Origin of the sequence: Paracoccus sp. S4493, assembly GCF_000967735.1 — a bacterium.
Classification (GTDB): Bacteria; Pseudomonadota; Alphaproteobacteria; order Rhodobacterales; family Rhodobacteraceae; genus Paracoccus; species Paracoccus marcusii.
The window spans coordinates 72,863-86,773 of the sequence record NZ_JXYF01000028.1 but is presented as its reverse complement, the minus strand read 5'-3'; the positions used below and the strand labels follow the sequence as shown (position 1 = coordinate 86,773).

General features: G+C 69.2%; 13 protein-coding genes. 4 read left to right on the top strand and 9 right to left on the bottom strand.

Going from position 1 to position 13,911, the window contains the following annotated elements; all coding sequences use genetic code 11:
- The 9 genes from TW83_RS06015 to map form a co-directional block, all read right to left on the bottom strand.
- A partial coding sequence (locus TW83_RS06015; protein WP_045981864.1) for a molybdopterin-dependent oxidoreductase occupies window positions 1-1,621 on the bottom strand: 1,621 nt, incomplete at its 3' end.
- Window positions 1,618-1,944: a nitrite reductase small subunit NirD gene (nirD, locus tag TW83_RS06010; protein WP_045981863.1), complete on the bottom strand. Its 327-nt coding sequence runs from the start codon at window positions 1,942-1,944 to the stop codon at window positions 1,618-1,620. The genes TW83_RS06015 and nirD, both read right to left, overlap by 4 nt.
- Before the next feature lie 10 nt (window positions 1,945-1,954).
- Entirely contained in the window at window positions 1,955-4,384 is a 2,430-nt protein-coding gene (gene nirB / locus TW83_RS06005; RefSeq protein ID WP_045981862.1) for a nitrite reductase large subunit NirB, read from the bottom strand.
- A gap of 5 nt (window positions 4,385-4,389) precedes the next feature.
- Window positions 4,390-5,184 carry an ABC transporter ATP-binding protein gene (locus tag TW83_RS06000; RefSeq protein WP_218062271.1) on the bottom strand — a complete coding sequence of 265 codons (795 nt, stop codon included), beginning with the start codon at window positions 5,182-5,184 and terminating at the stop codon, window positions 4,390-4,392.
- A gap of 11 nt (window positions 5,185-5,195) precedes the next feature.
- Window positions 5,196-6,083, bottom strand: coding sequence for a nitrate ABC transporter permease (gene ntrB / locus TW83_RS05995; RefSeq protein WP_045981860.1), 888 nt, complete (start codon window positions 6,081-6,083; stop codon window positions 5,196-5,198).
- Between the two features lie 4 nt (window positions 6,084-6,087).
- Entirely contained in the window at window positions 6,088-7,392 is a 1,305-nt protein-coding gene (locus TW83_RS05990) for a CmpA/NrtA family ABC transporter substrate-binding protein (protein ID WP_045981859.1), read from the bottom strand.
- Window positions 7,393-7,659: 267 nt separating this feature from the next.
- Window positions 7,660-8,832, bottom strand: coding sequence for an ABC transporter substrate-binding protein (locus TW83_RS05985; RefSeq protein ID WP_045981858.1), 1,173 nt, complete (start codon window positions 8,830-8,832; stop codon window positions 7,660-7,662).
- Entirely contained in the window at window positions 8,829-9,410 is a 582-nt protein-coding gene (locus TW83_RS05980) for an ANTAR domain-containing protein (protein ID WP_045981857.1), read from the bottom strand. The genes TW83_RS05985 and TW83_RS05980 overlap by 4 nt, the downstream gene beginning before the upstream one ends.
- A gap of 103 nt (window positions 9,411-9,513) precedes the next feature.
- The gene (gene map / locus TW83_RS05975; protein WP_045981856.1) at window positions 9,514-10,263 is read right to left on the bottom strand and encodes a type I methionyl aminopeptidase; all 750 of its coding nucleotides are present in this window, start codon (window positions 10,261-10,263) and stop codon (window positions 9,514-9,516) included.
- Window positions 10,264-10,381: 118 nt separating this feature from the next.
- Here map and TW83_RS05970 point away from each other — a divergent pair, with 118 nt between their 5' ends.
- From TW83_RS05970 to TW83_RS05955, 4 genes are read left to right on the top strand one after another with little or no spacing between them, the layout of a single operon-like run.
- Window positions 10,382-11,074: a GntR family transcriptional regulator gene (locus TW83_RS05970; RefSeq protein ID WP_084697294.1), complete on the top strand. Its 693-nt coding sequence runs from the start codon at window positions 10,382-10,384 to the stop codon at window positions 11,072-11,074.
- Between the two features lie 37 nt (window positions 11,075-11,111).
- Window positions 11,112-12,077: a TRAP transporter substrate-binding protein gene (locus TW83_RS05965; RefSeq protein ID WP_045981855.1), complete on the top strand. Its 966-nt coding sequence runs from the start codon at window positions 11,112-11,114 to the stop codon at window positions 12,075-12,077.
- A 51-nt stretch (window positions 12,078-12,128) separates the two neighbouring features.
- Window positions 12,129-12,629: a TRAP transporter small permease gene (locus TW83_RS05960; protein WP_045981854.1), complete on the top strand. Its 501-nt coding sequence runs from the start codon at window positions 12,129-12,131 to the stop codon at window positions 12,627-12,629.
- A complete protein-coding gene (locus tag TW83_RS05955) occupies window positions 12,629-13,906 on the top strand; it encodes a TRAP transporter large permease (protein ID WP_045981853.1) in 1,278 nt (425 codons plus the stop codon). The genes TW83_RS05960 and TW83_RS05955 overlap by 1 nt, the downstream gene beginning before the upstream one ends.
- The last annotated feature ends 5 nt before the right edge of the window (window positions 13,907-13,911 follow it).

The window sequence follows — 13,911 nt, the reverse complement described above, 5'->3', positions numbered from 1 at the left end:
GCCCCGTGCCAAAGAACCGCCCCGCACGCTGCGCGGGCCCCTGGGGCCAGTGGACGGGCGCCAACGCCTCGTAATCCGCGCCCGCGAGGTCCGAGATGTCGAAATCACAGCCCAAGGCGCCCGCCACGCCCGACAGCGCGGCATGTTCCGCAAAGATCTGCGCAGGCTCGGTCCAGCCGAAGCCGCGGAACCCCATGCGGCGCGCCACCTGCGCCACCGCCCACCAATCGGGCCGCGCCTGCCCCGGCGCCGGCAGGGCGGCGCGCTGGCGGCTGATCAGGCGTTCGGAATTGGTGACCGTGCCGTCCTTTTCGCCCCATGCCGTCGCCGGAAGCAGCACATGGGCCAGCCGCGCGGTGTCGGTGTCGGGCCAGGCCTCGCTGACGACGGTGAAATCGCAGGCGGCGATGGCGCGGGCCACGCGGTCCGCGTCGGGCATGGTGACGGCCGGGTTGGTGTGGATGATCCACAGCGCCTTGATGCGCCCCTCCTCGACCGCGCGGAACAGGTCGACCGCCTTCAGGCCCGGGCGGTCGGCCATCCGTGGAGCATCCCAGAATGCCCGGACGGCATCGCGGTGGTCGGGGTTCTCCAACTCCAGGTGACAGGCAAGCATGTTCGACAGGCCGCCGACCTCGCGCCCGCCCATGGCGTTGGGCTGGCCGGTGACACTGAACGGGCCCATGCCCGGATGCCCGATGCGGCCCGTCGCCAGGTGGCAGTTCAGGATCGCATTGACCTTGTCGGTGCCGGTGTCGGACTGGTTGATGCCCTGGGAATAGACGGTGACGACCCGGTCGGTTGCCGCCCACATCTCCAGGAACGCGGACAGGTCGCACGGCTCCAGGCCGGTGGCGGCCGGGTCGGCGCGGCGCGCCGCGCTCAGCGCCACGTCCAACCCCGCGACATGGGGCATGAACCCTGCGTCGATCCGGCCCGTGTCGAACAGATGGCACAGAAGCAGGTTGAACAGATGCGCGTCCGCCCCCGGCGCGATCGCCAGATGCAGGTCGGCCCCTTCGCAGGTCGCGGTGCGGCGCGGATCGATGACGACGATGCGCATGTCGGGTCGCGCGGCCTTGGCGGCCATCAGCCGCTGGTGCAGGACCGGGTGGCACCAAGCCAGGTTCGACCCGGTCAGCACGACCAGATCGGCCAGCTCCAGATCCTCGTAAAGGCCCGGCACGGTGTCGCTGCCAAAGGCCCGGCGGTGTCCCGCGACGCTGGACGCCATGCACAGCCGCGAATTCGTGTCGATATTCGCGCTGCCGATGAAACCCTTCATCAGCTTGTTGGCGGCATAGTAATCCTCGGTCAGCAGCTGGCCCGAGACATACATGGCCACCGAATCCGGCCCGTGATCGCGCACGGCCGCGGCAAAGCGGTCGGCGACCAGGTCCAGCGCGCGGTCCCAGGGCGCCTCGGCCCCGTCGATGCGCGGGGTCAGCAGGCGGCCCTGGGTGGCGACGGTCTCGCCCAGAGCGGCACCCTTGACGCAAAGGCGGCCGCGGTTCGCGGGGTGGTCCGGGTCGCCCCGGACCGTCAGCCCGCCCTGCCCGTCCGGGGTGGCCAGCACCCCGCAGCCAACCCCGCAATAGGGACAGGTCGTGCGGATCGTCATGCAACCCGCCTCAGCGCGCGGGCGTCCAGCCAGATGCGCCCGCCCTGGACCCGGACGGGATAGGTGGCGACCTGGCCGCGATCGGTGCCCTGCGCCTGTCCGGTGGCCAGGTCGAACACCCAGTTGTGCAGCGGGCAGGTGACCTGGGTGCCATGCACGATCCCCTCGGACAGGGGGCCGCCCTTGTGCGGGCAGCGGTCGTCCAGCGCAAAGACCCGGTCGTCGGCGGTGCGGAACACCGCGACGCAACCGTGCGGGGTGCGGACCACGCGGGCGCCCTGCGGCGGGATGTCGTCCAGTGCGGCGATGTCGATCATGCTCATGCGATGGTCCTCATTCGGCGGCCCTCAGGGTCAGGTCGGCCACGGGGGCCCATTCGGCGGGACGGGCGGCGTGATCGGCCCAGGGGTCAGTCTGATAGATCGCCTGACTGTCCGCGAACCGCGCCACCAGCGCGGCACGCGTCCCGGCATCCGCCACCTGATCGCGGCACCAGTCCAGCCCCACCTTGTCCACCCATTTGTAGATGCGGTGCAGATAGCGGGCGTTCTCACGGTACAGCTGCACGAACGCGGCGGTGACATCGCAGACCTCGTCGGCGGTCGCGACCGTCAGCAGGGGCACCGTCTCGCGCACGTCCATGCCGGCGGCGCCTGCCACGCTGATCTGGAACCCGCTGTCGACGCAGATGATGCCGATGTCCTTGCAGGTCGCCTCGGCACAGTTCCTGGGACAGCCCGACACGCCCAGCTTGACCTTGGCGGGCGTCCACGACCCCCACAGCAGCTTCTCCAGCCGGATGCCCAGACCCGTCGAATCCTGCGTGCCAAAGCGGCAGAACTGTTCGCCCACGCAGGTCTTCACCGTGCGCAGACCCTTGGCATAGGCATGGCCCGAAACCATCCCGGCATCGTTGAAATCAGCCCAGATCGCGGGCAGATCCTCCTTCCGGACGCCCAGCAGGTCGATGCGCTGGCCGCCGGTGACCTTGATCATCGGCACCGCGTATCGGTCGGCGGCATCCGCGATGGCGCGCAATTCCGCGCTGGTGGTGACGCCACCCCACATGCGGGGGACGACGGAATAGGTGCCGTCCTTCTGGATGTTGGCGTGGTTGCGTTCGTTGACGAAACGGCTCTGCCGGTCGTCGCGGTATTCCGTGGGCCAATCCGCGATCAGGTAATAGTTCAGCGCCGGGCGGCAGGACGCACAGCCGCCGACCGTGCGCCAGCCCAGATCCTGCATCACCGCCGGGATGGATTTCAGCCCCATCGTCTTGATCAGGCGGCGCACGTCCTCATGCGTGTGGTCGGTGCATTTGCACATCGGCGGGTTGGCGTTGGCCGCGAAGCCGTCTCCCAAGGTCAGCGCCATGACCTGTTCGACCAGTCCCGTGCAGGTCCCGCAGGAGGCGCTGGCCTTGGTCAGGCCCCGCACCGCGTCCAGGCTGTGCGCGCCGCCCTCGATCGCCCTGGTGATCTGTCCCTTGCAGACGCCGTTGCAGCCGCAGATCTCCGCCTCAGGCGGCAAGGCTGCAACGGCTGCCAGAGGGTCCGCTTGGCCCCCCCCGGCGAATGCGGGACCAAAGATCAGCGTGTCGCGATCCGCCGTGATGTCGGACCCGCTGCGGATCTTGTCAAAGAACCATGCCCCGTCGGCCGTGTCGCCATACATGACGGCGCCGATCAGGCGGTCACCCTCCAGGATCAGGCGCTTGTAGATGCCGCGGCCGGGGTCGCGGAACACGATGTCCTCGCGTCCCGGCGCATCCGCGAAATCGCCCGCGCTGAACAGGTCGCAGCCGGTGACCTTCAGCTTGGTCGCGGTCTGGACGGGCTGGAACGCGGCATCCTGCCCCGCCAGCGTCGCGGCCAGAACGCGGGCCTGATCGTAAAGCGGCGCGACCAGGCCGAACAACTGCCCGTCATGTTCGACGCATTCGCCAAGCGCAAAGATCGCCGGATCGCTGGTCCGCATCTGGTCGTCGACGGTGATACCGCGCGCGACCTCCAGACCTGCATCGTTGGCCAGCCGCGTCTCGGGGCGGATGCCCACGGCCATGCATACCAGATCGGCGGGATAGACGGTCCCGTCCTCCAGCAGCACGGCCTCGACGCGATCGGTCCCCAGGATCGCCTTGGTCGCGCCCTTGCAATGGACGCGGATGCCGCGCCCCTCAAGGTCGCGCTGCAGCAGATAGGCGGCGGCAGGGTCCAGCTGGCGTTCCATCAGGTGGCCCATCAGGTGGATCACGGTGACCTCCGCGCCGCGCGCGGCCATGCCGGCGGCGGCCTCCAGCCCCAGCAGACCGCCGCCGATCACGACCGCCCTGGCGCCGGGACGGCTGGCCGCGATCATCGCGTTCGTGTCCTCCAGGTCGCGATAGGCAACGACGCCGGGCAGCCGGTGTCCCGGCAGCGGGATGATGAAGGGTGCCGACCCCGTGGCGATGACCAGCGCGTCATAGGGCACGGGCCCGTTCGCGCCCTGCACGACCCGCGCCTCGCGGTCGATGGCGGTCACGCTTTCGCCGAACCGGCAGGTGACGCCCTGCGCCGCGTACCAGGCGTCGTCATGGGTGACGATCTGGTCATAGGTCTTGTCGCCCGACAGGACCGGCGACAGCATCAGCCGGTTGTAGTTGCCGCGCGGTTCCGCGTTGAACAAGGTGACGTCCCACTGGCCGGGGGCCATGTCGAACAGATGCTCCAGCATCCGGCCCGAGGCCATGCCCGCGCCGATGACGACCAATTTTCGTGCCATGATGCCTACTCCGCGGCTTCGACAAAGCGGTGGCGCTCGTACAGGAACCGCAGGACCGATTCCCGGGCGCGCACGTAATCGGGCTGGCTGGCCAGCCGGATGCGGTCGCGCGGGCGGGGCAGGTCGACGGTGACGACCTCTCCGATGGTGGCGGCGGGGCCGTTGGTCATCATCACGATGCGGTCGGCCAGCAGCACGGCCTCGTCCACGTCATGGGTGATCATGATCATGGTGTTGCCAAGCCGCGCGTGGATCTCCATCACCGCGTCCTGCAGATGCGCGCGGGTCAGCGCGTCCAGCGCGCCGAAGGGTTCGTCCAGCAGCAGGACCTTGGGCTCCATCGCCAGGGCGCGGGCGATGCCGACCCGCTGGCGCATCCCGCCCGAGATCTCGGCCGGGCGCTTGTCGGCGGCATGGCTCATCTGGACCAGGTCCAGGTTCTGCATGATCCAGTCGTGGCGTTCCGCGCGGGTCTTCGTGCGGCCAAAGACCTTGGTCACGGCCAGCTTGATGTTGTCATAGACCGTCAGCCAGGGCAGCAGGCTGTGGTTCTGAAAGACCACGGCCCGGTCGGGGCCCGGCGCGTTGACCTCGCGCCCGTCCAGGGTGATCGCGCCGCGGGTCACGTCGGTCAGGCCGGCGACCAGGTTCAGCAGGGTCGACTTGCCACAGCCGGAATGGCCGATGATGCTGACGAATTCGCCCTTGTCGATCGTCAGGGTGATGTCGGACAGCACATGCGCCGTCCTGGACCCGTTCACAAAGGATTTGGACAGGTGTTCGATGGACAGGTATTTCATGGTCATTCCCCTTACGCGGCCGTGCCGCGAGAGACGACGCGTCCGATCCAGCCGACCAGACGATCCAGGATAAAGCCCGTGCCGCCGATATAGGCCAGGGCCACGATGATGTCGCTGAGGCGGGACGAATTCCACGCGTCCCAGATGAAGAAGCCGATGCCCACGCCGCCGGTCAGCATCTCGGCCGCGACGATCGCCAGCCAGGACAGGCCCACCCCGATGCGCAGTCCCGAAAAGATGTAGGGGGCGGCGGCGGGGACCATGATCTTCCAGAAGAACTCGATCTGGTTCAGGCGCAGCACGGCGGCGACGTTGCGGTAATCCTGCGGGATGGCGCGCACGCCCGCGGCGGTGTTGATGATCACCGGCCAGATCGCGGTGATGAAGATCACGAAGATCGCCGACGGCCCGCTGTCCATGAAGGCGGCCAGGCTGATGGGCAGCCAGGCCAGGGGCGGCACCGTGCGCAGGATCTGAAAGATCGGATCGAAGCCGCGCATCATCAGCGCCGACTGTCCGATGACCGCGCCGGTCAGCATGCCCACCACCGCGGCCAGGCCAAAGCCATAGGCCACCCGCTCCAGCGAGGTCAGCACGCGCCAGCCCAGGCCGATGTCCTGGGTGCCATAGACGTAGAACGGCTCCATGATCAGAAAGCCGCTGTCGATCCAGACCTGGACCGGCGTGGGCAGGCCGCTGCCCTCGCCCGATGCGCCGACCTGCCAGATCGTCAGCAGGACGACCAGCACGGCCAGGGGGGGCAGGACGCCGGCAGCCAGCGCCTGGCCGCGCTTGCGCCAGGCGGCCCGGCGGGGTGTGCTGCGGGGGGGCAGCGCCACGACAGGGGCTGCGGGCTTCGGGGTCAGGTCCAGCTTTCGCTTGAGGGCTGTGACGTTCATCGGATCACACCATCGCCTTGATGGACTGGGCGTCCAGATAGGCGTCGGGGTCCGCCGGATCGAAGGTCTTGCCGTCGAAGAACGTCTCGACCCCGCGGCTGTCGCCGAAATCGACGCTCAGGCCCAGGCCCGCGGCGGCGGCCAGCCACAGATCGCTGCGGTTGGTGCCGTTCACCAGGGCTGCCGTGTCCAGATCGCCCGGCAGGTATCCCCACCGCTTGTTCTCGGTGATGAACCACGCATCCAGCGATTTCCACGGGTACGACGTCTCTCCGTTCTGGCCCCAGAACTTCATCGCCAGCTCGGGGCGCAGTTCGTCGCGGCCGTTGCCATAGTTGATCTGGCCCTGGATGCGGCCGACGATGTCGGCCACGGGGACGTTGTACCATTGGCGGCGGCCGATGATCTCGGCCATCTCCTGCTTGTTCTCGGGCAGGTCGCACCACATCTGGGCCTCCATCACCGCCATCATCAGCGCGACGGTGGCATTGGGGTTGGCGTCCACCCAATCGGCCCGCATCCCCAGGATCTTCTCGGGATGGCGCGCCCACAGTTCCCCGGTCGTGGCGGCGGTAAAGCCGATGCCCTGGTTCACCAGCTGCTCGTTCCACGGCTCTCCGACGCAGAAGGCCTCCATGTTGCCGACCTTCATGTTGGCGACCATCTGCGGGGGTGGCACGACGATCAGGTCGACATCCTTGGTCGGGTCGATCCCGCCCGCCGCCAGCCAGTACCGCATCCACAGATCATGCGTGCCGCCGGGGAAGGTCATGGCGACCGGGATCTCCTCGCCCGCGGCGCGGCGGGCGGCAAAGATCTCCTTCAGCGGGCTGCTGTCGATGCCCACGCCGCTGTCGGCATAGTCCTGGCGCACCGACAGGCCCTGACCGTCCTCGTTCAGGTTCAGCAGCGTGTACATCGCCAGGGGCTGGCCGTTCTGCATCACGCTGCCGGTGGAGTACAGGTGCACCTTGGGGCGCAGGATGTGGCCGCCGTCGATGCCGCCCGATGCCGACCCCAACGCCATGTTGTCGCGCGTGGCCCCCCAGCTGGCCTGCTTTTCGACCCGCACGTCGGGCATGCCGTATTTCGCGTAAAGCCCCTTTTCGGACGCGATGATCAGCGGCGCGCTGTCCGTCAGGGCGATGTAACCCAGGGTGCAGCCGGTGACCTCGGGCGTGCCGGGGGTGGCGGCCCATGCCCCGGCGGGCAGGGCCAGGCGGGCGGCGGCCATCGTGGCCATCGCGCCAGTGGCCTGCAGGAAACGGCGGCGCGAGGGGGGCGTGATCAGGGACGTGATCTGGGTCATGGGGGCTGGTCCTTGGACTGGCGCGCAACAGGGCGCACGAACACGAAAGGCCACCTGCCGCGGCCCTGCGGACAGGGCACGATCAGATGGCGTCATTGCCTAAAGATGGGGAACCGCATCCTTGCGGCCGGGGGTCAAACGCGGTGCGCCGTTGCATCCGCCTTTCCCCGATCATTCGCGGCGCCGGGGCCTCGGTCAAGCCTGCGGGGCGCGTCCGACCCCCCTGCCCCGCCCATCGCTGCGAATTGCGCCAGCCTGCCCGCGAATTCAGCGCCGCGCGAACGCCGTGTCGAACCGGTGGCCGTCGAAGAACGCATCGGCACCCAGAATCATCCGGCCCTGTTCGGTGGCCACCGGGGTCGGGGCGACCATCGCGCCCTCGACCTTGGCGGATGCCGCGGGCAGGTCGGCCCCCGCCTCGCGCAGGTGGCGGCGATAGAGGTCGGTGCGGAAATAGGCGGCCGCCCGCGCCATCGCCCATTCGGGGTCCAGCCCGTGCCGCGCGGCCAGGCGCGCGCCCAGCATCGCGGCGATGCTGCGCCACGGGAACGTCGCCCCCTGCGCGTGAAAGCGGATGAAGCCCGGACAATCGCGCAGATCGCCTTCGGGCGTGACATGCAGGCGGCCCAGCAACCCGCGTTCGCACAGTTCGGGCGGCAGGTTCAGCCAGTCGGGGCGCGACAGGATCTCGGCCGCGGTGCCGCGGTTGCCGGGCTGGTCCAGCCAGCGGCCCGCACGCCACAGCGCCCGCATCAGCCGGCCCGTGGGGTCGGGATGGCCTTCGGCAAAGGCGCGGGTCATCACCAGCCCCTTTTCCGGCGGCGCAGCCCAGATGGCAGATCCCGGCAGCAGCAGCGCGCCGACGCCGCGTTCCACCGCGCGCGACGCCCAGGGCTCTCCGACGCAATAGGCGTCGACCTCCTCGGCGGCCAGCGCATCGGCCATCAGGGGCGGCGGCACGGTGTGGATGGACAGCCGCGCGGCCAGCCCGGTCCCGTCCAGCCAGTGCCGCACCAGTTCGGCCTGGGTCGAGAACGGGAACGGCACCCCCACCCGCAGCGGCCCCGGATGCGCCCGCGCCAAGGCATCGCGCGCCGCGCGCGGATCGCGGAAATCGAACCCGTGGCCCTGGCCCTTCAGCCGCGCGGCGATGGCCCGCGACACGGCGATGGCCTGCCCGCCCTGCGACAGGACCATCAGCAGGTCCAGGTCGGGGAACGCCGGACCCAGCCCCAGCCCCTGCGCGATGGGCAGCGGCACCAGCATATGCGCGGCGACCACCGCCCCGGTGCCCAGCATGTCGCGGCATTGCGCCCAGCTGCCGGCACGGACCAGGTCCAGGTCCAGCGCCTCCTCGGCGGCGAAACCCAGCTCGCGGGCGATGATCAGCGGCGCGGCATCGGTCAGCGGCACATAGCCAAGGCGCAGGCGGTCGGTCATGTCAGCAGCCCCGCCGCCATCACCAGCTGCTGGGCGATGTCGGCCACGCGGCGCTTCTGGTCCATCGCGGTCTTGCGCAGCAGGGCATAGGCCGCCTCCTCGTCGATGCCGCGCGCCTTCATCAGGATGGCCTTGGCGCGGTCGATGATCTTGCGCTCCTCCAGCGCGGCCTTGGTGGCGGCCAGCTCGGCGCGCATCTTGTGGAACAGGTGGAACCGCGCGATGGCCGCGTCCAGGATCGGCTTGATCCGGTCGCGCTGCAGCCCGTCCACGACATAGGCGGACACGCCCGCCTCGATCGCGGTGCGGGTCAGCTGTTCGTCCGACCGGTCCACGAACATCGCCACCGGCCGGTCCAGCGGCCCCGAGGCCAGGGCCAGCTCCTCCAGCACGTCGCGCGACGGGTCGGCCACGTCGATCAGCACGATGTCGGGCTGCGCCTGCGCGATGCGCCGCGCCAGGCCCGTCTCCTCGGCGATGACGGTGATCTGGTGATCGCCGGACGCGCGCAGCCCGTCGACGATCCTGATCGCCCGGTCCCGGTCGCGTTCGACCACGATGATTGACAGCCGCTCCATCCCGCCACTGACGACCGCGCGCGGGGCGATGGCAAGCCCCGCCCGCCCCCGCCGGGGCCTGCCGGCGCGAACTGCCCGATCCGTGGGCAGCGGTCGGGGACGCTCAGTGCGGCAGGGTGACGATGATCGCGCCGCGCTCGGTCGCGACGACGGTGTGTTCGTACTGCACGACGGGCGCGCGGGGCTGGCTGAACAGGGTCCATTCGTCGCGTCCCTCGGCGGCGCGCACACCGCCGCGCGACAGGAACGGCTCGACCGTCAGCACCAGGCCGCGGTCGATGCGGCGGCGGTCGCCCTTGGTGGGCCAGGTCGCGATGACCTCGGGCGCCTCGTGCAGGGCGCGGCCCACGCCGTGGCTGGCCAGGTTGCGGATCAGCGTATAGCCGCGCGCCGCGGCAAAGCGGCCGATGGCGTTGCCGATCCCGTCCAGCGGCCTGTCGGCGCCCACCTGCGCGATGCCGACCTCCATCGCGCGCCGACCGTCGCGGCACAGCCGCTCGATGGCGGGCGCCACGGCGCCCACGGCAAAGCTGGCCCCGGTATCGGCACAGAACCCGTCCCTGGAGGCCGACACGTCGATGTTGACCAGATCGCCCGCGGCGATCACCCGGTCGCCGGGGACGCCGTGCGCGATCTCCTCGTTGACGCTGATGCAGGTCGCGCCGGGAAAGCCATAGGTGTCCTCGGGCGCAGGCACGGCGCCCGCGCGTTCCAGCAGGGCGCGGCCGATCCCGTCCAGCTCGCGCGTGGTCATGCCCGGCTCCATCGCGCGGGCCATCGCCTGCAGGGTCGTGGCCACGATCCGGCCGATGGCCTGCAACCCCTCCAGCTCCGCCTGATTCGTGACCGTCATCGCGCCCTCCGCCCTTGGTGCCGGTCCAGCATAGCGCCTGCACCCGCACCCGGCATCCCGAAAAGCCACTTTACTGGTATGGTAGTATAGTGTAGTGGTCGCGACCGAGGAGATCACCATGGCCACGCCGTTCCGCACCCGCCCCGAGCCGCTGCCCCAGACCCGCGTGAACGCGGCGTCGCAGCTGGCCGACCGGTTGCGCGCGGCGATCATGGACAACAGCCTGCCCCCCGACACCCGCCTGTCCGAGGTCGAGACCGCCCAGCAATACGGCGTCAGCCGCCAGCCCGTGCGAGAGGCGTTCATCGCGCTGGCGGGTCAGGGCCTGCTGGACGTGCGCGCACAGCGAGGGACCTTCGTCACGCGCATCTCGCTGGCGGCGGTGATGGACGCGCGCTTCGTGCGCGAGGCGATTGAGGCCGACATCGTCAAGCTGCTGGCCGTCGACCCGGACCCCGCGCTGATCGCGGACCTGGACGCCCAGCTGACCCGCCAGATGGACCTGATCGGCGGATCGGCCCGCGATTTCATGGACGCGGACGAGCTGTTTCACCGCACGCTGGCCGAAGGCGCGGGCAAGGCCAGCGCCTGGCGCGTCGTGGTCGAGATGAAGGCCCAGATGGACCGCGTCCGGTTCCTGTCCAGCCGGCATTTCCCCGTCGGCCGCCTGATCGACCAGCATCGCGCGCTGGTCGCGGGCATCCGGGCGGGCGATGCGCCGCGCGCCGAAGGGGCGATCCGCACACATCTGCGCGGCATCCTGGACGACCTGCCCGTCATCCGGGCCGACTGCCCCGACTATTTCACCTGATCCCGGCCCCGCCGGACAATCCTTGGAGGAGGACACCATGACACCGACCCGCATGATCGCCATCACCCTGGCCGCCGCACTGACCACCAGCACCGCGATGGCCGCCGACGTCACGCTGAAGCTGGGCCACCTGGCCAACGAGGAGAACATCTGGCACAAGGCCGCCCTGCATTTCGCCGAGGAGGTCGCCGCCGGGACCGAGGGCCGGGTCGAGGTCCAGATCTTTCCGAACGAATCCTTGGGCAAGGAGATCGACGTCATCAACGGCATGCAGCTGGGCACCGCCGACATGACCATCACCGGCGAAAGCCTGCAGAACTGGGCGCCCAAGGCCGCGCTGCTTGCGCTGCCCTATGCGTACCGCTCGCTGGAGCACATGGACGAGGTCGCCTCGGGCGAGATCGGCGACCAGATCGAGGCTGAGATCATCGCCAATGCCGACATCCGCCCCCTGACCTATTTCGCGCGCGGCCCGCGCAACCTGTCGGCCAACCGTCCCATCACCACCCCGGACGAGCTGAACGGCTTCAAGCTGCGGGTGCCCAACGTGCCGCTGTTCGTGACCGCCTGGCAGGCGCTTGGCGCGAACCCGACGCCGATGGCCTTCTCCGAGGTCTTCACCTCGCTGCAGAACGGCACGATCGAGGGGCAGGAGAACCCGCTGGCGCTGTTCCAGTCCGGCGGCTTCTACGAGGTGCAGAAGACCGTGAACCTGACCGAGCATGTCCGGTCCTGGATCTATCTGACCATCTCGGAGAACGCCTGGAACAAGCTGTCCGAGGCCGACCAGGCCGCCGTGCAGGCCGCCGCCGACAGCACCCAGGCCTTCGAACGCGAGCTGTTCCTGACCGACGAGCAGGAGCTGGTCGCCGAGCTGGAGGCCGCGGGCGTGACCTTCGTCGAGGTCGACCAGCAGGCCTTCGCCGATGCCGCGCGCGACGCGGTGATCGGTGCCGTGGACGCGGACATCCGCCCGCTGGCCGAACAGATCTTCAACAACTGATGGCAGGGCGGCGGGGCGCACCCTGCCCCGCCCGTCCCCCGGAGACATCCCATGACACAGGCATTCAAGAGGTTGGAGGGGCTGTGCCGCCTTCTGATCCTCGTGGCGTTCCTGCTCTTGTCGGCATCGGTCCTGCTGCAGGTCTTTGCGCGCACCTTCCTGTCCACCGCCCCCGTCTGGACCGAGGAGCTGACCCGGTTCTGCCTGATCTACATCGGTGCCCTGGGCGCCGGTCTGGCGCTGCGCAGCGGCGACATGGTGAACGTCGACCTTCTGTGCGAAAGCCTGCCGGGCCGCTGGCCGTGGCGGCTGCGGCTGGTCAGCGCGGTGCTGACCGCGCTGTTCGCCGGCGGCCTTGTGGCGGCGGCGTGGCAATACACCCGCGTGGGCCTGCGCCAGACCGCGCCCTCCCTGGGATGGCGGATGGATTTCCTGCATGTCACCATGCTGATCCTGTTCGTCACCCTTGGCCTGTGGGCGCTGATGCGCATCTTCGAGATGCTGACCGGCCGCCATGACGGACGCGCCATCCCCATATCGGAGGACCTGTGATGGGACTGACCCTGCTTCTGGGCGTGTTCGTGCTGGGGCTGGCCATCGGCCTGCCGGTGGCGGTGACGCTTGGCCTGTCGTCGATGGCCTATCTGCTGTTCGCGGACATCCCCTTGGTCGTGATCCCGCAAAAGATGTATGCGGGCATGGACAGCTTCGTTCTGCTGTGCATCCCCGGCTTCATCCTGGCGGGCAACCTGATGAACTCGGGCGGCATCACCGAACGCATCATCCGCTTTGCCAATGCGCTGGTCGGGTGGATGCGCGGCGGGCTGGCCCAGGCCAACATCGCGGCCTCCATGCTGTTCGGCGGCATCTCGGGCACCGCGGTGGCCGACGTCGCCTCGGTCGGCGGCATGATGATCCCCGGGATGAAGCGCGCGGGCTATCCCGGCGCGTTCTCGGCCGCGGTCACCGCGGCGTCGTCGACGGTGGGCCCGATGATCCCGCCAAGCGTGCCGATGATCATCGTGGGCTCGCTGTCGGGCATGTCGGTGGGCAAGCTGTTCCTGGGCGGGGCCATTCCGGGCATCGCCATGGGCGTGGCGATGATGATCACGACCGTCATCCTGGCCCGCAAGCACGGCTTTCCCCGCGAACCCTGGCAGGGGCTGCGCGAACTGTTCACCTCGTTCACCGGGGCGATCTGGGCCATCGCCATGACCGCGCTGATCGTGGGCGGCCTGCTGACCGGCATCACCACGCCCACCGAAACCGCCATCGTGGCCTGTCTCTATGCGATGCTGGTGGGCCTGTTCATCTATCGCGAACTGCCTTGGCGCGCGATCCCGCGCATCATCACCAACAGCGCCATCAGCTCGGCCGGCATCCTGGTGCTGGTGGGCACGGCCAACGTCTTCGGCTGGATCCTGGTGTCGGAACGCATCCCGCAGATGCTGGCCGACGGGGTGCTGTCCATCACCGACAACAAGTTCGTGGTGATCCTGCTGATCAACCTGCTCCTGCTGTTCGTCGGCATGTTCATGGAAACCATCGCGGCGCTGATCATCCTGTTCGTGCCGCTGCAGACGCTGGCGCTGGCCGTGGGCATCGACCCGCTGCACTTCGCGGTCTTCGCGGTGATGAACCTGATGATCGGGCTGACCACGCCGCCTGTGGGGGTGTGCCTGTTCGTGGCCGCCAACATCGCGCGCCTGCCGCTGTCGCCGGTGATCCGGGCGATCACGCCCTATATCGTCACCAACCTGATCATGCTGCTGATGGTCAGCTATTTCCCGCCGCTGTCCACCTGGCTGCCCAACCGCCTGATGCCGTAAGGAGG

Excerpts from the sequence above, each read along its gene's own strand:
- TW83_RS05985 (WP_045981858.1), bottom strand. The coding sequence starts at position 8,832 with ATGACCGACCGCCTGCGCCTTGGCTATGTGCCGCTGACCGATGCCGCG.
- TW83_RS05955 (WP_045981853.1), top strand. The coding sequence starts at position 12,629 with ATGGGACTGACCCTGCTTCTGGGCGTGTTCGTGCTGGGGCTGGCCATC.
- nirB (WP_045981862.1), bottom strand. The coding sequence starts at position 4,384 with ATGGCACGAAAATTGGTCGTCATCGGCGCGGGCATGGCCTCGGGCCGG.
- TW83_RS05990 (WP_045981859.1), bottom strand. The coding sequence starts at position 7,392 with ATGACCCAGATCACGTCCCTGATCACGCCCCCCTCGCGCCGCCGTTTC.
- ntrB (WP_045981860.1), bottom strand. The coding sequence starts at position 6,083 with ATGAACGTCACAGCCCTCAAGCGAAAGCTGGACCTGACCCCGAAGCCC.
- TW83_RS06000 (WP_218062271.1), bottom strand. The coding sequence starts at position 5,184 with ATGAAATACCTGTCCATCGAACACCTGTCCAAATCCTTTGTGAACGGG.
- nirD (WP_045981863.1), bottom strand. The coding sequence starts at position 1,944 with ATGAGCATGATCGACATCGCCGCACTGGACGACATCCCGCCGCAGGGC.
- TW83_RS05980 (WP_045981857.1), bottom strand. The coding sequence starts at position 9,410 with ATGGAGCGGCTGTCAATCATCGTGGTCGAACGCGACCGGGACCGGGCG.
- map (WP_045981856.1), bottom strand. The coding sequence starts at position 10,263 with ATGACGGTCACGAATCAGGCGGAGCTGGAGGGGTTGCAGGCCATCGGC.
- TW83_RS05965 (WP_045981855.1), top strand. The coding sequence starts at position 11,112 with ATGACACCGACCCGCATGATCGCCATCACCCTGGCCGCCGCACTGACC.
- TW83_RS05970 (WP_084697294.1), top strand. The coding sequence starts at position 10,382 with ATGGCCACGCCGTTCCGCACCCGCCCCGAGCCGCTGCCCCAGACCCGC.
- TW83_RS05960 (WP_045981854.1), top strand. The coding sequence starts at position 12,129 with ATGACACAGGCATTCAAGAGGTTGGAGGGGCTGTGCCGCCTTCTGATC.